The organism is Cryobacterium sp. 10S3, from assembly GCF_034344045.1.
Taxonomy (GTDB): domain Bacteria; phylum Actinomycetota; class Actinomycetes; order Actinomycetales; family Microbacteriaceae; genus Cryobacterium; species Cryobacterium glucosi.
Window position 1 is genome coordinate 4,093,648 of sequence record NZ_CP133773.1, and the last position, 17,201, is coordinate 4,110,848.

Annotated in this window: 16 protein-coding genes; 11 read left to right on the forward strand and 5 right to left on the reverse strand. The window is 70.0% G+C overall.

Features of this window, described 5'->3' with window-relative positions; translation table 11 throughout:
- Positions 1-130 precede the first annotated feature (130 nt).
- Positions 131-1,105 carry an EamA family transporter gene (locus tag RHM57_RS18880; RefSeq protein WP_241975365.1) on the reverse strand — a complete coding sequence of 325 codons (975 nt, stop codon included), beginning with the start codon at positions 1,103-1,105 and terminating at the stop codon, positions 131-133.
- Between the two features lie 117 nt (positions 1,106-1,222).
- Here RHM57_RS18880 and RHM57_RS18885 point away from each other — a divergent pair, with 117 nt between their 5' ends.
- The 10 genes from RHM57_RS18885 to pip all read left to right on the forward strand — a co-directional run bounded on the left by RHM57_RS18885 (position 1,223) and on the right by pip (position 13,135).
- Positions 1,223-1,945: a hypothetical protein gene (locus RHM57_RS18885; protein WP_134559205.1), complete on the forward strand. Its 723-nt coding sequence runs from the start codon at positions 1,223-1,225 to the stop codon at positions 1,943-1,945.
- A 100-nt stretch (positions 1,946-2,045) separates the two neighbouring features.
- Positions 2,046-2,762, forward strand: a complete 717-nt coding sequence (locus RHM57_RS18890) for a YcnI family protein (RefSeq protein WP_322189188.1) — start codon at positions 2,046-2,048, stop codon at positions 2,760-2,762.
- A 9-nt stretch (positions 2,763-2,771) separates the two neighbouring features.
- Entirely contained in the window at positions 2,772-3,506 is a 735-nt protein-coding gene (locus tag RHM57_RS18895; RefSeq protein ID WP_322189190.1) for a copper resistance protein CopC, read from the forward strand.
- A 31-nt stretch (positions 3,507-3,537) separates the two neighbouring features.
- On the forward strand, positions 3,538-5,595 hold the full coding sequence (gene recQ, locus RHM57_RS18900; RefSeq protein WP_416173096.1) for a DNA helicase RecQ: 2,058 nt from the start codon (positions 3,538-3,540) through the stop codon (positions 5,593-5,595).
- A gap of 225 nt (positions 5,596-5,820) precedes the next feature.
- Positions 5,821-7,911 (forward strand): acyl-CoA dehydrogenase, encoded by a 2,091-nt coding sequence (locus tag RHM57_RS18905; RefSeq protein ID WP_134446381.1) that lies wholly within the window; start codon positions 5,821-5,823, stop codon positions 7,909-7,911.
- A gap of 173 nt (positions 7,912-8,084) precedes the next feature.
- Entirely contained in the window at positions 8,085-9,104 is a 1,020-nt protein-coding gene (locus RHM57_RS18910; RefSeq protein WP_134559208.1) for an ABC transporter ATP-binding protein, read from the forward strand.
- Complete coding sequence (locus RHM57_RS18915) at positions 9,101-9,979, forward strand: ABC transporter permease subunit (RefSeq protein WP_134564023.1); 879 nt, start codon at positions 9,101-9,103, stop codon at positions 9,977-9,979. The genes RHM57_RS18910 and RHM57_RS18915 overlap by 4 nt, the downstream gene beginning before the upstream one ends.
- 97 nt (positions 9,980-10,076) lie before the next feature.
- Entirely contained in the window at positions 10,077-11,435 is a 1,359-nt protein-coding gene (locus RHM57_RS18920) for a histidine kinase (RefSeq protein WP_322189192.1), read from the forward strand.
- A complete protein-coding gene (locus tag RHM57_RS18925) occupies positions 11,432-12,160 on the forward strand; it encodes a response regulator transcription factor (RefSeq protein WP_322189194.1) in 729 nt (242 codons plus the stop codon). Before RHM57_RS18920 ends, RHM57_RS18925 begins: the two co-directional genes overlap by 4 nt.
- Positions 12,161-12,178: 18 nt before the next feature.
- Positions 12,179-13,135 carry a prolyl aminopeptidase gene (pip, locus tag RHM57_RS18930; RefSeq protein WP_322189196.1) on the forward strand — a complete coding sequence of 319 codons (957 nt, stop codon included), beginning with the start codon at positions 12,179-12,181 and terminating at the stop codon, positions 13,133-13,135.
- Positions 13,136-13,150: 15 nt separating this feature from the next.
- On the opposite strand, the gene RHM57_RS18935 is transcribed toward pip, so the two are convergent.
- Complete coding sequence (locus RHM57_RS18935; RefSeq protein ID WP_134559218.1) at positions 13,151-13,735, reverse strand: acyltransferase; 585 nt, start codon at positions 13,733-13,735, stop codon at positions 13,151-13,153.
- Positions 13,736-14,035: 300 nt separating this feature from the next.
- Positions 14,036-15,022 (reverse strand): DUF389 domain-containing protein, encoded by a 987-nt coding sequence (locus RHM57_RS18940; protein WP_322189199.1) that lies wholly within the window; start codon positions 15,020-15,022, stop codon positions 14,036-14,038.
- Positions 15,023-15,165: 143 nt separating this feature from the next.
- On the opposite strand from RHM57_RS18940, the gene RHM57_RS18945 reads away from it, so the two are divergent.
- A complete protein-coding gene (locus RHM57_RS18945) occupies positions 15,166-15,846 on the forward strand; it encodes an NUDIX domain-containing protein (protein ID WP_134446277.1) in 681 nt (226 codons plus the stop codon).
- 139 nt (positions 15,847-15,985) lie between these two features.
- Here the strand turns inward: RHM57_RS18945 and RHM57_RS18950 are convergent, their stop codons facing one another.
- Together RHM57_RS18950 and RHM57_RS18955 are read right to left on the reverse strand one after the other, a co-directional pair.
- The gene (locus RHM57_RS18950) at positions 15,986-16,222 is read right to left on the reverse strand and encodes a hypothetical protein (protein ID WP_134559224.1); all 237 of its coding nucleotides are present in this window, start codon (positions 16,220-16,222) and stop codon (positions 15,986-15,988) included.
- A gap of 105 nt (positions 16,223-16,327) precedes the next feature.
- Complete coding sequence (locus RHM57_RS18955; RefSeq protein ID WP_241984974.1) at positions 16,328-17,170, reverse strand: sigma-70 family RNA polymerase sigma factor; 843 nt, start codon at positions 17,168-17,170, stop codon at positions 16,328-16,330.
- Positions 17,171-17,201 lie beyond the last annotated feature (31 nt).

Below are 17,201 nucleotides of genomic sequence, written 5' to 3' on the forward strand. Positions count from 1 at the left end.
GCCCTGCGGCCGTTAACCCCGCCCCCGTGTCCCGCGAGAGTACATTTTTGGCCCCTAAAACGCGGTTTTAGGGGCCAAAAATGTACTCTCGCGAGACGGTTCGGGGCGAGGGGTGAGCGGATGCCGCGGGTCAGGCGAGTGCGAGCATCGCGGCCGCCGCGAGCGCAAGACCGAGGCCGACCCACTGCACCGGCGCGATCCGCTCCCTGAGCACGACCGCTGCGAGCAGGATCGTCCCGGCCGGGTACATCGCCGTCAGCACGCTGATCACGCTGAGGTCGCCGATCCGGATCCCGATGAGCAGCAGGAAGTTCGCGGCGACGTCGACGAGACCGCAGACCGCGGCGAGCGTCAGGCCGATCGTGAGGGTGGACCGGGAGCGCCGACCGGTGTGAGCGGGAACCGCGGCCGGGTCTGTTGCGCGAGCAGTGGCATCCGTCGCCCCGAAACCGGCGACGGCCACGCCCGTACTGCCGGCCCCCGCGAGCACCCGCCGCCGGCGCGCGGCGACGACGGCGAGCACACCCACGATCGAGAACATAATCGCGGCGTTGACCGCCCGGTTGAGCACGAGCGGTACGAGGCCGCTGTCGTCGGGGGTCAGGTCGATCAGGATCAGGAACGCGCCGATCATGACGCCGGACCCGATCGCCATCAGCACCCCGAGAGTCGTCGGCCGCACCGCGCCCTTCTCCGGCACGAAGCCCACGAGCACGACCGCGACGAGCGCGAGACCGAGGGCGGCGTATCCGACCGGCGCGAGCCGTTCGCCGCCGACGAGGCCGGCGGTCATCGGCACGACCGCCGAGACCACGGCGGTCAGGGGCGAGAGGATGCTCATCGGACCGATCGCGAGGCACGCATACAGGAGGGAGATCGCGATCGCACCGGTCACCCCCGAGAGCGCACCCCAGAGCACGGCGTCCGGCGACCAGACGCCTCCCACGAACGGCAGGGCGACGAGCAGGACCAGCAGCCCGGAGCTCGCGGCGACCGCGGTGACGAGCACCGAACTGAGCCGCTTGGCCGCGAGGCCGCCGAGAAAGTCGGCGCTCCCGTAGATGAGGGCGCCGGCGAGTCCGACCAGGGCGGTGAGCATAGGCATCCAGCCTATGCGAGCTGCGCAGCCAGGCCCAGGCTCATGCACCGGGCGCACGCACCGGGCACACGCCGGCGATTCCGGCACAGGTATGGTGGGAGCGACACGGCCGGAGGAGGAACGATGACCGCACGCTGGGCACGGTTCGCTCGCGGCTGGTATATCGCAGGTTTCGCGACCTTCGTCGCGGCACTGTCGCACACCCTCGGTGGCGGCGCAGCCCCCGGTCTCCTTCCCGTCGTCATCTCCCTCGCGTTCGCCGGCATCGTCTGCATCGGCCTCGCCGGCCGCGCTGCCTCCCTCTGGCGTACCACGGCGGCCGTGCTCACGAGCCAGCTGATCTTCCACGGCCTGTTCTCCCTCGGCGCATCCGGCGGTTCCCTGCGAACGGATGCCCCGGCCGGCACCCTGCCCGCCCACAGTCACGCGGCGGGTTCCGCCCTGCTCTCGGTGCAGTCGGGCGCGACGACCGCGCCCGGACTGTCCGGCGTCTCCGGACTGTCCGGCGTCCCCGGACTGTCCGGCGCCCACGCAGCCCTGCCGATGGCCGGCATGACCGGCATGTCCGCAGCCCCCCTCGACGCGGCCCTGATGTCGCTCGCGCACCTGCTGGCGGCCGTCGTGACGATCGTCGCCCTCCGGCATGGCGAACGTGCGTTCGGCATCCTCGTCGCGGCGGCGCGACTCGTCGTCCGCAGGGTCCTGGTCGCCAGCAGCCTGCCGGTCCGCGCTCGCACGGCGCACCGCGTCCCGGCGCCGACGCTCGTCTTCCTGCCCCGAGACCTCGGGGTGCTCCTGTCCGTGATGCGGCACCGCGGCCCGCCGGAGACCCTGCGTTTCGCCTAGACCAGACCGTTTTGCTTTTCGCTCCGAACCAGGGGCAGTCGCGTGCGCTGCAGCCCGATGCCCCGGTTGTTCGGTGCCGCCAACTATCTAAGGAACCACAGTGACGTTCAAGACCACCGCCCTCGCGGCATCCGCCCTGCTCGCCGGCGGCATTCTCGCCCTTGCCGCGCCGCTCTCCGCGAGCGCCCACATCGACATCGACCCGTCCTCGGCCGCGGCCGGCTCGTACTCCGTGCTGAGCTTCGCGCTCCCGCACGGCTGCGCCGGATCACCCACGACCTCCATCAGCATCGCCATCCCGGAGAGCGTCGTCAGTGTCACGCCGACGGTCAACCCCAACTGGTCCGTCGAGAAGACCTCCACTCCGCTCGCGACCCCGCTGACGGACGAGGACGGCACCTCGATCACCGACAGGATCGGCGCCGTCGTATACACCGCGATCACCCCGATGGCCGACGGCCTGCGGACGACATTCGACCTCAGCCTGCAGATCCCCACGGATGCGGCCGGCACGACCCTCGAGTTCCCCGTCGTGCAGACCTGTGTCACCGGTTCGACGAACTGGGACGCCCATACCGTCGACGGTGAGGCCGAACCGGAGCACCCGGCGCCGTCGGTCGCCGTCACAGCGGCCCTCGCCTCCGATGAGCACGGCGCCGCCCACACCGACACCACCACCGAAGCGAGCTCCGAATCGGCCGATGCCGCGGCATCCGCCCCCGACGTGCTCGCCCGGGTGCTCGGAGTCGGCGGCCTTGTCGTCGGCGTCGTGGGCCTCGTGCTCGCGATCACCGCCCGTCGCAAGCACTCGGCTTAGGAGAGAACCATGCGAAGCAACCACGTCCGCGACTGGTCCCTGCGCGCGCTCGGTGTCGCGGCCGTGGTTGCCGCGACGCTGGGGTTCTCCGCCGCCCCGGCGTCCGCGCACAACTATCCGGTCGGGTACGCGCCCGCGGAGAACTCGGTCGTGACCGAGCAGCCAGGCCACTTCACCATCACCACAAACGACGCCCTGCTGAACCTCGACGGCACCGGAACCGGCAACGCCATGCGCATCAGCGGTCCGACCTCCGCACCCCTCTATTACGGCGACGGATGCGTCACCCTGTTCGGCCCGAAGCTCGAGACCACGGCCCAGCTCGGCCAGCCGGGGGAGTACACGGTGACCTGGCAGGTCGTCTCGACCGACGGCCACCCGGTCTCGGGCAGCTACACCTTCACCTGGCAGCCCGCCACCGGCCAGGTGCTCGCGCAGGGCCTCGCCGCCGCCCCGACCTGCGGCGCCGCCACCCCCACGGACACCCCAGGTGCCGCCGCCGACGCGTCCGCCGCCTCCGGCGCCGCGCAAAGCGCGGTCGCCCCCACCGACCTGCTCTGGATCGCCGGCGCCGCCGCTGCCGTCATCCTCGCCGTAGCCGCAACCCTCATCCTCACCCGCCGCCGCCCCACCCCTAACCCGCCCCACCCCGGCTCGCGAAAGCGGAGAAAGTGCCCCTTCCCGCTACGGGAAGGGGCACATTTCGTACTCTCGCGAGACGGGCGGGGTAGGGAAAGCCGGTGAGGGTGTCCGGGGTCGCCGGTAGACTCGCTGGGTGAGTTGGACTGCCGAACTGCCCCGTGAACCGGACGAGTGGGTGCCCGACGACCGCGATGCGCCGGAGGACTACGACGCTCCGCCGCCCCCGGACTACGGAGCGGGCGACGGCCAGGGAAACAGCTCCGACTACGGCTCCCGAGTCGACCCGGGCGCCGGTGCCGGCGGATCCGGACCCATCCGCACGTCGTTCGCGCAGGCATCCGCCCCGCCCCGGCGCGCCACCGCGAAGTTCGCGACCGCCGCCGAGGCGCTGCGCACGGTGTTCGGCTACGACTCGTTCCGCGGCGAGCAGGCCGCCATCATCGACCAGGTCATCGGGGGCGGCGACGCCGTCGTGCTGATGCCCACCGGCGGCGGCAAGAGCCTCTGCTACCAGATCCCGTCCCTCGTGCGCGAGGGCACCGGCATCGTCATCTCCCCGCTGATCGCGCTCATGCAGGACCAGGTCGACGCCCTCACCGCGGTGGGTGTCCGCGCCGCGTTCCTCAACTCGAGCCAGGACTCCGCCGAACGCTCCCGCGTCGAACGCGACTACCTCGCCGGCAACCTCGACCTGCTCTACGTCGCCCCCGAGCGGCTCTCCTCCGAGGCCACCAAGCGCTTCCTCGAGCGCGGCACCATCGCGCTCTTCGCGATCGACGAGGCCCACTGTGTCTCGCAGTGGGGCCACGACTTCCGCCCCGACTATCTCGCCCTGTCCGAACTCGCCGGCCGCTGGCCCGACGTGCCGCGCATCGCGCTCACGGCCACGGCGACGGATGCGACGCACCAGGAACTCACGCAGCGCCTGCAGCTCGAGGGGGCGCGTCACTTCGTCGCGAGCTTCGACCGTCCGAACATCCAGTACCGGATCGTCGCGAAGGCCGAACCGCGCAAGCAGCTGCTCTCCTTCATCAAGACGGAGCACCCGCACGACGCCGGCATCGTCTACGCGCTCAGCCGCAAGAGCGTCGAGGCGACCGCCGAATTCCTGCGCGCCAACGGCCTCAACGCGCTGCCGTACCACGCCGGCCTCGACCAGGCGGTGCGCGCCCGCAACCAGTCCCGGTTCCTCCGCGAGGAGGGCGTGATCATCGTCGCGACCATCGCGTTCGGCATGGGCATCGACAAGCCTGACGTGCGCTTCGTCGCCCACATCGACCTGCCCAAGTCCGTCGAGGGCTACTACCAGGAGACGGGCCGGGCCGGACGTGACGGCCTGCCCTCGACCGGCTGGCTCGCCTACGGCCTGCAGGACGTCGTGCAGCAGCGCCGCATGATCGACGAGTCGCCCGGCGACCTCGCCCACCGCCGCAAGCTCTCCGCGCACCTCGACGCCATGCTGGCCCTCTGCGAGACGGTGCACTGCCGCAGGGTCAACCTGCTGCGCTACTTCGGCCAGGCGAGCGAGCCGTGCGGCAACTGCGACACGTGCCTCGAACCGCCCGTCGGCTGGGATGGCACCGTGCCGGCCCAGAAGCTGCTCTCCACCATCGTGCGCCTGCTGCGCGAGCGCAACCAGCGTTTTGGCGCCGGCCAGATCGTCGACATCCTGCGCGGCAAGACCACACCGCGCACGACCCAGCACCACCACGAACAGCTCGCGACCTGGGGCATCGGCGCCGACCTTTCCGACCAACAGTGGCGCGGCGTCGTCCGTCAGCTGCTCGCCCAGGGCATCCTCGCCACCTCCGGGGAATACGGCACCCTCGTGCTCACCCCGATCGCCACAGAGGTCCTCGCCGGCCATCGCACCGTCGAGCTCCGCAGCGAGCCCGAGCGCGCGGCACGATCCACCTCCTCCGCCCGCACCGGCGCCGCGAAGGCCGCAGCCGCCGACCTCACCCCGCAGCAGGAGGCGTTGTTCCAGGCGCTCCGGGCCTGGCGCTCGAGCGTGTCCAAGGAGCAGGGCGTGCCCGCGTACATCGTCTTCGGCGACGCGACCCTGATCGCGATCGCGGTCGCGAACCCCGGCGGTATCGGCGACCTCGACGGCATCTCCGGCGTCGGCGCCAAGAAACTCGAGGCCTACGGAGCCGGCGTGCTCGAGGTCGTCGCGGCGGCGGGCGCTTAGGATTACTCGTTTTTGTGCCTAAGGGCACTCGTTCGAGCGCGGCGCCTGTGGAAAGCTACAAGACGGATGCCGGGCGCGGCACCCGCCTTTGTAGCCTCGTCATGCACTATTTCCGGCCGTCGCCGAGCCGCCCTAGTGTGTAGAAAAATTCTGCCTACACGATCTTCCGCGCAGGAAGCTTCCATGCAGGAAACTTCGAGTTCGAGCGAGAACAAAGGACCAATGATGGTTGACACTGCCCAGCGCTCCGCACCCTCCGCACCGGCGACGCCCTCCCCGGCCGCCCCCAAGCCCACCGGCACCTTCACCCCCATCCCCACGATCAACGTCCCGGCGCTCAGCCGCCAGCTGCTCGGCAGCTGGCCGGAGATCCGGATCGAGGCCCGCAAGCTCACCGCACGCCCCGAGCTCCAGGGCGTCCCCGGCCTGTCGATGGCCGAGCACCGGCTGCGCGTGCTCGAGCAGTTGAGACTACTCGCCGTCGAAGGCCACGTGCACCGTGCCTTCCCGGTGCACCTCGGCGGCGAAGACAACCACGGCGGCAACATCGCCGGGTTCGAAGAGCTCGTCACCGCCGACCCGAGCCTGCAGATCAAGGCCGGCGTGCAGTGGGGCCTCTTCGGCTCCGCCGTGATGCACCTCGGCACCCGCAAGCACCACGACGCCTACCTGCCCGGCATCATGAGCCTCGCCACCCCCGGCGTCTTCGCGATGACCGAAACCGGCCACGGCTCCGACGTCGCGAGCATCGCCACCACGGCGACCTACGACGCCGAGACCCAGGAATTCGTCGTGCACACCCCGTTCCGCGCGGCCTGGAAGGACTACCTCGGCAACGCCGCGAACGACGGCATCGCGGCCGTGCTCTTCGCCCAGCTCATCACGGGCGGCGTGAACCACGGCGTGCACGCCTTCTGGATGCCCCTCCGCGACGAGACCGGTGCGTTCCTGCCCGGCGTCAGCGGCGAGGACGACGGCCTCAAGGGCGGCCTCAACGGCATCGACAACGGTCGGCTCGCCTTCGACAACGTCCGCATCCCCCGCGAGAACCTGCTCAACCGCTACGGCGATGTCGCCGAAGACGGCACGTACTCGAGCGCCATTTCCAGCCCCGGCCGCCGGTTCTTCACGATGCTCGGAACCCTTGTGCAGGGCCGGGTGTCCCTCGACGGGGCCGCGACCCAGGCATCCGCCATGGCCCTCACCATCGCCGTCACATACGGCAGCCAGCGCCGCCAGTTCACGGCCGGCGGCGAGGCCGAACAGGTCATTCTCGACTACCAGCGCCACCAGCGCCGGCTGCTGCCGCGCATCGCGACGACGTACGCGCAGACCTTCGCCCACGACGAGTTCCTGGTCGCGTTCGACAAGGTCTTCAGCGGCATCGCAGACACGGATGCCGACCGCCAGGACCTGGAAACCCTCGCCGCAGCCCTCAAGCCGCTGTCGACCTGGGCAGCACTGGACACCATCCAGGAGGCCAGGGAGGCCTGCGGCGGCGCCGGCTTCCTCGCCGAGAACCGCCTCGTCGGCCTCCGCGCCGACCTCGACGTCTACGCGACGTTCGAGGGCGACAACACCGTCCTGCTCCAGCTCGTCGCCAAGCGGCTCCTCACCGACTTCAGCCGCAAGTTCGCCGACGCCGGCAGCGGGGTCCTCGCCCGCTATGTCGTGCAGCAGGCCACCGACCGTGCCCTGCACAACACCGGCCTCCGCACTCTCGGCCAGGCCGTCGCCGACTTCGGTTCGACAGCGCGCTCTGTCGGCCAGCTCCGGGAGACGAACGTGCAGCGGGAGCTGCTCACCGACCGGGTCGAGACCATGATCCGCGACATCGCCGGCAAGCTCCGCCCGGCGAGCAAGCTCTCTCCGCAGCAGTCCGCCGACGTGTTCAACGCGCACCAGGACGAACTCATCGAGGCGGCCCGCGCGCACGGCGAGCTCCTCCAGTGGGAGGCATTCACCCGGGCCGTCGAGCACACGACGGATGCCGGCAACAAGCAGGTCCTGACCTGGCTGCGCGACCTGTTCGGGCTCGGACTCGTCGAGAAGCACCTCGCCTGGTACCTGATCAACGGACGCCTGTCCGCCCAGCGCGCCCAGTCGGTCACGGCGTACATCGACCGGATCATCGCCCGCCTGCGCCCCTTCGCCCAGGACCTCGTGGACTCCTTCGGGTACAGCCCCGAGCACCTGCGCGCGAAGATCGCCTCCGGAGCGGAGCAGGAACGCCAGGACGAGGCCCGCGACTATTACACCGCGCTGCGCGCCTCCGGCAACGCCCCGGCAGACGAGAAGGCGCCGCGCAAGAAGTAGCGGCCTGCGCAAACCGGCGCGAGGGCGGGCATCCGTCGTACCGGGGTACTACGCGCCGCGGCCGGTAAGCATCCGTTCGACCGATGTGCCCCGTGAGGCGCCCTGCGTATCGTGAATGCGGGGCCGACGTCCACCGACGCCTGGCCCCGCCAACGATGCGAATGAGGAGACGGATGATTCAGGCACAGTCCCTGACCAAACGCTACGGAAGCAAGGTCGCGGTCGACGCGATCGACTTCACCATCCAGCCCGGAACCGTGACCGGCCTGCTGGGCCCGAACGGCGCAGGCAAGACCACGACGATGCGGATGATCGTCGGCCTCGACCGGCCGGACTCCGGCTCGGTCCTCGTCAACGGCCAGCGCTACCAGGACCTCCGTGCCCCGCTCCGCGAGGTCGGGGTGCTGCTCGACGCGAAGGCGATCCACACGGGCCGCTCGGCGCGCAACCACCTGCTCGCGATGGCCGCGACCCACAACATCCCGAAGAGCCGCGTCGACGACGTGATCGAGCTCACCGGACTCACCTCCGTCGCCCGCAAGCGCGTCGGAGGCTACTCCCTCGGCATGGGACAGCGCCTCGGCATCGCCGCGGCCCTCCTCGGAGACCCGGGCATCCTGATCCTCGACGAACCCGTCAACGGGCTCGACCCCGAGGGCGTGCAGTGGGTGCGCAAGCTGATGCGGCACCTCGCCGGCGAAGGCCGCACCGTGCTGCTCTCCTCACACCTGATGAGTGAGATGGCGCTCACCGCCGACCACATCATCATGCTCGGCCGAGGCCGGGTCATCGCCGACGCCCCCGTCGCCGAGATCATCGGCCAGGCCGGCGGAGCGACCGTCCGCGTGCGCAGCCCGCACGCGACCCGACTCGCCACCCTGCTCGCGCAGGCCGAGGTCACCGTCGTGAACCTCGAACAGGACGTGCTCCAGATCACCGGGATCACGGCCGCCGAGATCGGCGACCAGGCCGCAGCCGCCGGCATCGTGCTGCACGAACTCACGAGCGTCAGCGCCTCCCTCGAGGACGCGTACATGTCCCTCACCCGGAACGAGGTCGAGTACCGCACCGGCGGCACCGGCGACGAGGAATTCGACGACGACGATTCCGACACGACAGACGCCGCAACGGATGCCGCCGCGAACGACGATCCGGACCCGCGCGAGACCGAACTGCAGGAGGCAGCACGATGAGCACCCCCACGATCCTGGTTGCCGGTACCCCGGAAGCCCTCGCCGACATCGGCACGGAATTCGTGCCCGCGACGACACCGGCCGGTCCGCACCTCAGCGCGCTCGGCATCATCCGCTCGGAGTGGATCAAGCTCAGCACCGTTCGCTCGACGATCTGGTGCTTCGCGGTGCTCCTCGTCGTGTCGATGGGGCTCGCCGCGATCATGTCGCTCGCGCTCGACCTCACCGGGACCGACATCACGACGGTTCCGGGCACCGACCAGGCCCGGTTCGTGGCGCAGGCCTCGACCTTCGGCGTGTTCTTCGGCCAGCTCATCGTCGCTGTGCTCGGCGCGCTCGCCGTCACCGGCGAGTTCACGACGGGCATGGTCCGCTCGACCCTGACCGCGGTGCCGAAGCGCCTGCCGGCCCTGTGGGCCAAGGCCCTCGTGCTGTTCGTCGCGACCTTCGTCGCCGGCCTCGTCAGTAACATCGCGGCCTACGTCGTCACGGTCTCGATCGTCTCCGGCCAGGGCCTGCACGCGAGCCTCTTCGCCCCGGAGGTCATCCTCCCCGTGCTCGGTGGTTCGCTGTACCTGGCCCTCGTCGCGGTCTTCGCACTCGGCATCGGCACGATCGTGCGGAGCGGGGCCGGCAGCATTGCCGTCGCGCTCGGCGTGATCCTGCTGCTCCCGGTCGTACTCCAGATGATCCCGGCCACGTGGGCGAGCGACGTGCTCCCGTACCTGATCTCGTCAGCGGGTATCAGCATGTTCGGCCTCATGCAGTTCGCCAAGGTGCCACTCGACTGGTCGGTCGACCTGATCATCGTCCTCGTCTGGGTTGTCGTGAGCCTCGGCACCGCCGCGGTGCTGCTGAAGCGCCGCGACGCGTAACCGGGCGGCAATGAACAGGACCGAGCAGGCAGGGCCGGCTGCCGGCACCGACCGGTGACCGGCATCCGCCCAGTTCGCAGCAAGTAGAGTCCCAAGCATGACCTCCACCAGTCCCAGCCCCGCCGCGACCCCCCTCGCGGACGGGGCTGGCCTGCGTTTGCCGACGCCTCCGGGGGTCACCCGCCGGTTCTGGGCGCGGCACCCCTGGTTCGTCGATTCCCTCGTCGCGGCCGTCTACCTCGTCCCGACCGCGATCGTGCTCCTGGTCGACGCGACCCGTCCGGGCGGCGGACCCGCCCCGGTCGCCATCGTCTCGGCGCTGCTCCTCACCGCGCTGATTGCCGGAGCGTTGCTCTTCCGCAGGCACGCCCCGCTGCTCGCCCTCGCCATTTCCTGCACGGCGCTGCTCCCGTCGTTCCCGAACCACGGCCAGGGCGACACCCTGCCCGTGATGATCGCCCTCTATGCGGTCGCCGTGTACCGCAACGTGCGCAGCGCCTGGATCGGCCTCGCGGCCGCGGTCGGCATCTCCACCCTCGGTGCCTATTTCGGCTCGGGCAACCCCTTCATCTCCTGGGTGAGCGTCGCCTCGCAGGACGCGGTCCTGCTCATCGTGGCGACCGTGATCGGCGTGAGCGTGGGCGACCGGATGCGCTACGTCGCCTCCCTCGTCAGCCTCGCCGCCCAGCTCGCCCACGACCGCGACCGGCAGGCCCAGCTCGCTCGCAGCTCCGAACGCGCCCGGATCGCCCGCGAACTGCACGACATCGTCGCCCACAGTCTCTCGGTCATGGTCGCGCTCGCCGACGGCGCGGATGCCCTCGCGGTCCGCGACCCCGAACGCTCCCGCGCCGCGATGCGTGAGGTCGCCTCCACCGGCCGCGGCTCGATGGCCGAGATGCGCAGGCTCCTCGGCGTGCTCGGCGACGACGACGAGACGGCGGATGCCGCGGCATCCGCCCCCGGGCAGGCCGCACCAGGGCCAGGGGCCGGCACCACGACGGCCGCGGCAACGACCACCGCGACCACCGCGACCGCCGCCCCGCTCGCCCCGCAGCCCGGCGCCGACCAGCTCGTCGACCTCGTGGACTCCTTCCGTTCCGCAGGGCTCCCGGCCCGGCTCGAGCTGAGCGGGCGCGTTCCCGGCAGCCCCGGCGTGCAGCTCACGATCTACCGGGTCGTGCAGGAATCCCTGACCAATGCCCTGCGCTACGCGTCGCAACCGAGCATCGTCTCGGTGCGGCTCTCCTCGTCGCCCGGTCGGGTCGAGGTCGTCATCGACGACGACGGCCACGCGCGGGCCCCCCAGCCGAGCGTGGGCGGCCGGCGCGGCATCATCGGCCTCGGCGAGCGGGTCGCGCTCTACGGCGGCACCCTCGAGGCCGGCCCGATCCGCGGCGGCGGCTGGCGGGTGCGCGCGACGATGAGTCTCGACGAGGGGCAGGCCTCCGCATGACCGGTCTCCACGACCCGGCTCCCCACGACCACACGCCGGCTCCGACCCGGATCATGCTCGTCGACGACCAGGCCCTGCTCCGGATGGGGTTCCGGATGGTGCTCGAGGCCGAGGATGACTTCACCGTCGTCGCCGAGGCCGGCGACGGCGCCGCGGCCGTGCGGCTCGCCGCGAGCATGCTGCCCGACGTCATCCTGATGGACGTGCGGATGCCCGGCGTCGACGGGATCGAGGCGACCCGGCTGATCACCGCGGCGCACCCCGGGATCCGGATCATCATCCTCACGACGTTCGACCTCGACGAGTACGCGTTCGGCGGTCTCAAGGCCGGCGCCCGCGGCTTCCTGCTCAAAGACGCCCAACCGAGCGAACTGACCGCCGCGATCCGGGCGGTCGCCTCGGGGGAGGCATCCGTGTCGCCCCGGGTCACGCGCCGGATGCTCGAGCTGTTCGGGTCCAGGCTCCCCGCCGAGGGGACGGGCGACTCCGAGACCGGCGAGGACCCCGAAGCGGATGCCGCGCGCATCGACGTGCTGACCGACCGGGAACGAGAGGTCTTCTTCGCCATCGCCGAGGGCCTCTCCAACACCGAGCTCGCCGAGCGGTTCTTCCTCTCCGAGTCCACGGTGAAGACCCACGTCGGCCGGATCCTGCAGAAACTCGGCCTCCGCGACCGGGTGCACATCGTCATCCTCGCCTACGAGCAGGGCCTGACCCGCCCCTGAACGCCGTAGGCTCGGGAGATGCGCACCTTCTACCCCGACCTGGAACCCTACGAAACCGGGATGCTCGAGGTCGGTGACGGCCAGTCCATCTACTGGGAGGCATCCGGCAACCCGGACGGCAAGCCGGCGGTCTACCTGCACGGCGGTCCCGGCGGCGGGTCGAGCTCCCAGCAGCGCCGCGTGTTCGACCCGGAGAAGTACCGCATCATCCTCTTCGACCAGCGCGGCTGCGGCAAGAGCACCCCGCACGCGAGCGCAGCGGATGCCGACCTCAGCACGAACACGACGTGGCACCTGGTCGCCGACATCGAACGACTGCGCGAGCACCTCGGCATCGACCGCTGGCAGGTCTGCGGTGGATCCTGGGGCAGTTCCCTCGGCCTCGCCTACGCCGAAACCCACCCGGAGCGGGTGACCGAGCTCATCCTGCGCGGCATCTTCACCCTGCGGCCCGTCGAGCTCGACTGGTTCTACGAGGGCGGTGCCGCGGCGATCTACCCCGACCTGTGGGAGGGTTTCCTCGCGCCGGTCCCCGTCGACGAGCGCGGCAAGCTCATCGAGGCCTACGGCCGCCTGCTGCACGACCCCGACCGCTACGTGCGGGAGCGCGCCGGCGTTGCCTGGTCGACGTGGGAATCGTCGACGATCACACTGCTGCAGCAGCCCGCGACGATCGCCCGGTTCACCGAGCCCGACTTCGCGGTCGCGTTCGCGCGCATCGAGAACCACTACTTCCGCAACCTCGGCTGGTTCGAGCCCGGGCAGCTGATCCGTGACGCCGGCCGGCTGAGCGAGATCCCCGGCGTCATCGTGCAGGGCCGCTACGACATGTGCACTCCGGCGTTCACCGCCTGGGAACTGCACAAGAACTGGCCGGAGGCCGACTTCCGCATGATTCCAGACGCCGGGCACTCCTTCGAGGAACCCGGCAACCTCGACGCGATCATCGAGGCGACCGACCGCTTCGCCGCCTGAACCGCGCGGGGCGGCTCACTCGAGCGTGAGCTGCCCGTCGTGCTGCCGGTAGCGCTCACCGGTGACGGGGCAAACCCATACGCCGTCGCCGACGTGCTCGAGGGTCGCGCCGCTACGGCCGACCCAGCCCACCCTCTCGGCGGGGACCCCGACCATGAGCGCGAAGTCGGGCACATTCGCGGTCACGATCGCGCCGGCGGCCACCATCGCCCAGCGCCCGATCGTCAGCGGGGCGAGGCACACAGCGTGTGCCCCGACAGAGGCCCCTGTCCGCACGGTGACGCCCAGCGTCGACCGCTCACTGACCGGCCTGGCCGAGCCGTCGGCATTGATCGCACGGGGGTGCGGGTCGTTCGTGAACACGGCCGCCGCCCCGACGAAGACCCCGTCCTCGAGCAGCGCGGGTTCGTAGACGACCGCGTATTCCTGCACGATGCAGTTGCGGCCCACCACAACGCCGGGTCCGACGTACGCGCCGCGGCCGAGAATGCTGCCCGGTCCGATCCGGGCGTACTCGCGCACCCGCACCAGGTCGGCGATGAGTGCGCCCGCGCCGATGACCGCGCTCGGGTCGACTTCAGCGGGATCGGTGACGTTCATCGCGGGCCCGTCGTCACTGCGGTGGCGCCCGGAGCGGTGGCGCCCGGTGTGCCGCGACGCGAATCGCGTGCGCTGGTCGTGCCGCGCGGGCGCATGGCCGCGTGTGAGGCGGTGGATCGGGGTCGACGGGGTAGTCGATGCGATGAGGTCGTATTCACGGCAGTCCCTGTGCTCGGGTGTACAGGAGGAAGCGGACGGTACGAGGAACGGATGCGTCGTGGCCGCCGTTCCCGGCGGTCACGAACGGAACGTACCCCGCAACTGCCGCGACACGCTAGTACCCCTCGGGGGGGACATCCGTTAATTTGCGAGCTTCACCGAGTAAAGGGGGACGAGGTTGACCGTGACCTTCCTCGTGTCCACGCCCGCGGCATCCAGCAGCGCCTTGAGGGTCGCCGTGTCGGGCACCGGGAGCGGGCCTTCGAGGCGGATGTAGACGTCGGCGTCCCGTGTGCTCACGGTGTCGACCTCCCAGCCGACCGACTGCGCCCAGGTCTCCGCGACCCGATGGACGCCCTGCTCGACGATGGCGCGCGCACTGATGCCGATGCTGGTGATCGCGAGCGGCACGCCGATCACGAGGAACATGACGGTGAGCAGGGCGATGGTGCGGCCCATTCCCCGGTGCGGTTCACCCGCCAGGGGGTCGCGCGCGAGCCGGGTCACCCCGTAGACCGACATCACGACAACGCCCGTCCCGATGATGGCCACGACATTGGTCACGAAGAGCAGCAGGGCGCCGAGCGACTGGGCGACGGAGCCGGACTCGAGGGCGAGGCCCGCAACGGTGAGCGGCGGGACGAGCGAGATCGCGATCGCAACGCCGGGCAGGGTGTCCGAGATGTCCTTGCGCACGAGTGCGACCGACCCGACAAGGCCGGTGCCGAGCGCCGCGAGCAGGTCGATGAGGCCGGGCGTGACCCGGGCGGAGACCTGTGCGTTCGTCTCCGCGAGCACGTCGTTGACGACGAGGAAGCCGACCAGGTACCCGATCGCGACCGCCGTCGCGGCGCCTGTGACGACCAGGAGCAGCGATCGGAGCAGGTTCGCCCGGTCTCCGATCACCGTCGCGAGCATGGTGCCCATGATCGGCGTCATCAGTGGGGCGACGATCATCGCCCCGATCACGGTCGCCGTGGAGTCGCCGACGATCCCGGCCGAGGCAATGACCGCGGACAGAACGAGCAGCATCCAGAAGCGGCTGTAGCGGCTGCGCACGTCCGGGCCGTCGAAGAACACCGACGCGCGCATGTTCGCGACGGTGTTGAAGCGGGCCTCATCCAGCACGGTGCCGCCCTCCCGCTGTCGCGAGGCCTGGCATGCGGGACGTCGGTGGGGGCATGCAGTGATCCTAGGGAGAATCCCGGGTCAGCGGCAGGGGCACTTCGCTCGATGGTGTCGCCTGGGCGCATCACCGTACGGTTGTAGTCATGACTTCTCTTCCGACCCTTCCCCTGCCCGGCCGGCCCGGCGAGGACACCCCGGACGGCCGGGGCAGAACCGGCCTGGATCGGGTCGGAGCCGACCTGCACGGGAACCCTGACGTCACCGTGGACCGCGTGGAGGTGACCTCCGACGGCTGGCACGTTCTGCGCCGCACCACCTTCCGGTACCGCGGACGCAACGGGAAGCAGACCAGCCAGCAGCGCGAAACCTACGATCGCGGCAACGGTGCCACGATCCTGCTCTACGACCCGGATCGCAGGACGGTCCTGCTGACGCGCCAGTTCCGGTATCCCGCCTACGTCAACGATCACCCCGACGGCATGCTCATCGAAACCGCGGCCGGCCTTCTCGACGAGGACTCGCCCGAGGTCGCGATCCGGAGGGAGACGAGCGAGGAGCTCGGCGTGACGGTCGGGGAGCTGCGGCACGTGTTCGATCTCTACATGAGCCCGGGTTCGGTCACCGAGCGCGTGCACTTCTACGTCGCCGCCTACGGCCCTTCCGACCGGGTGTCGGCAGGAGGCGGCCTCCCCGAGGAGGGCGAGGAGATCGAAGTCCTCGAGATCCCCTCCGGTGAAGCCCTGGCCATGGTCGCCGACGGCCGCATCGTCGACGGCAAGACCGTGCTCCTCCTGCAGTGGGCCGCCCTGGCCGGCCTTCTCTGACTCGCTCGGCGACTCTGGGCGGATGCCGGTTGCAGCAGGGGCGCATGCCGCCGAGCGTCGTCCGTTCATCATCCGCGGGCGTTTGTTCCAGCAGTCCGTCGTCCGCGTTCTGGAGTCAGGTTCGAACGCTATCCAACGGTCACGCCCCTGGGATTTCGGCAAACTCCTTCTTCGCTGAGGTGTACCAATCCATCGACTGCTTCGGATGCCTCCAACGAGCTTTCATCTCATTGTGGGCTTGCTCATGAGTGGCGTCTCCGGCTTTGACCGCGTCCTTGAGATGGCGGTTCTGGGCCTTGATGACGTCATCGGCGGTCTCGCCGTGCAGCGGTTGATCGCACGGTCCACCCAGCTGGCGGCAGGTCATGGTCTTCATCGATTCGGGTCCTCACTGTAAAGGCGGTCCCCGTTTGAGGCCCGCTATCTATATGACGATCGATCGGCTCCAAGTGTGACCGCTGCCGTGGTGGACGGTCGCAGGTCAATCTCGGCTCGCTCCCGCTTCACGCCGGATGATGTGTTCCAGGACCTCCGGGTCTGCGCGGAAGTCGATTCGAGACACGACGCCGTCGAGGACCGTGAAGTCAAACGCAACACGGGGGGAACCGCGATGAAACCATGCGGCCCCGGCGCGCCCGTCAACAAAGACGGGGAGAGCGGCCTTGGCTGCGCCGTTGAACATCGTTGCCACCGCTGTCCGCCCTTCGATCCGCGACGGGGTCCCCGCCGCTATGGCCGCGTCATCGCCGACGACCACTACGTTCGGTGCCAGCAGCTTGAGGAGTTGCTCGAAATCGCCTTGCCGCGAGGCGGCGAGGAATGCGTCCACGACTTTCCAGTCGGCGCGGCCGTGCTCCTGGCCCTGCGGGCGGATCTTGCTTCGCGCCCTCGAAGCGAGCTTGCGTGCAGCGGCTGGAGTGCTCCCGAGGATTGCGGCGATCGTGGGAAAGTCAATGCTGAAGCTGTCGTGAAGGACGAACGCGACACGCTCCGTAGGCGTGAGGCGGTCCAACACCACCTGGAGGGCGATCCCGACCGTGTCGGCGAGGGCGAGCTCATCCGCTGGATCGGCGGTTCGCGACGGGGACTCGAGGTCGTCAACGAGAATGGGTTTCTCGACGCGCAGTCTGTCCAGGCACAGCCGTGTCGTGACCGTGGTCAGCCAGGCCGGCAGATTGTCGATCACGGCCTCTGTGGCGTGAAGCCGCAGCCAGGCCTGCTGGACGATGTCTTCGGCTTCCGCGCCATCGCGCAGGATGCGTCCGGCAATACGCAACAGCCGGGGACGCTCTCGCTCGAAAACTGCTGTCTCGTCCATGATCATCACGCTTTCAGTGGAGGTCTCATGTTATGGC

Bases quoted from the DNA above. Each gene is read 5' to 3' on its own strand.
- RHM57_RS18955 (WP_241984974.1), bottom strand. From the start codon at position 17,170: ATGATCATGGACGAGACAGCAGTTTTCGAGCGAGAGCGTCCCCGGCTG.
- RHM57_RS18885 (WP_134559205.1), top strand. From the start codon at position 1,223: ATGACCGCACGCTGGGCACGGTTCGCTCGCGGCTGGTATATCGCAGGT.
- RHM57_RS18880 (WP_241975365.1), bottom strand. From the start codon at position 1,105: ATGCCTATGCTCACCGCCCTGGTCGGACTCGCCGGCGCCCTCATCTAC.
- RHM57_RS18905 (WP_134446381.1), top strand. From the start codon at position 5,821: ATGGTTGACACTGCCCAGCGCTCCGCACCCTCCGCACCGGCGACGCCC.
- RHM57_RS18920 (WP_322189192.1), top strand. From the start codon at position 10,077: ATGACCTCCACCAGTCCCAGCCCCGCCGCGACCCCCCTCGCGGACGGG.
- pip (WP_322189196.1), top strand. From the start codon at position 12,179: ATGCGCACCTTCTACCCCGACCTGGAACCCTACGAAACCGGGATGCTC.
- RHM57_RS18950 (WP_134559224.1), bottom strand. From the start codon at position 16,222: ATGAAGACCATGACCTGCCGCCAGCTGGGTGGACCGTGCGATCAACCG.
- RHM57_RS18945 (WP_134446277.1), top strand. From the start codon at position 15,166: ATGACTTCTCTTCCGACCCTTCCCCTGCCCGGCCGGCCCGGCGAGGAC.
- RHM57_RS18895 (WP_322189190.1), top strand. From the start codon at position 2,772: ATGCGAAGCAACCACGTCCGCGACTGGTCCCTGCGCGCGCTCGGTGTC.
- RHM57_RS18910 (WP_134559208.1), top strand. From the start codon at position 8,085: ATGATTCAGGCACAGTCCCTGACCAAACGCTACGGAAGCAAGGTCGCG.
- RHM57_RS18935 (WP_134559218.1), bottom strand. From the start codon at position 13,735: ATGAACGTCACCGATCCCGCTGAAGTCGACCCGAGCGCGGTCATCGGC.
- RHM57_RS18915 (WP_134564023.1), top strand. From the start codon at position 9,101: ATGAGCACCCCCACGATCCTGGTTGCCGGTACCCCGGAAGCCCTCGCC.
- RHM57_RS18925 (WP_322189194.1), top strand. From the start codon at position 11,432: ATGACCGGTCTCCACGACCCGGCTCCCCACGACCACACGCCGGCTCCG.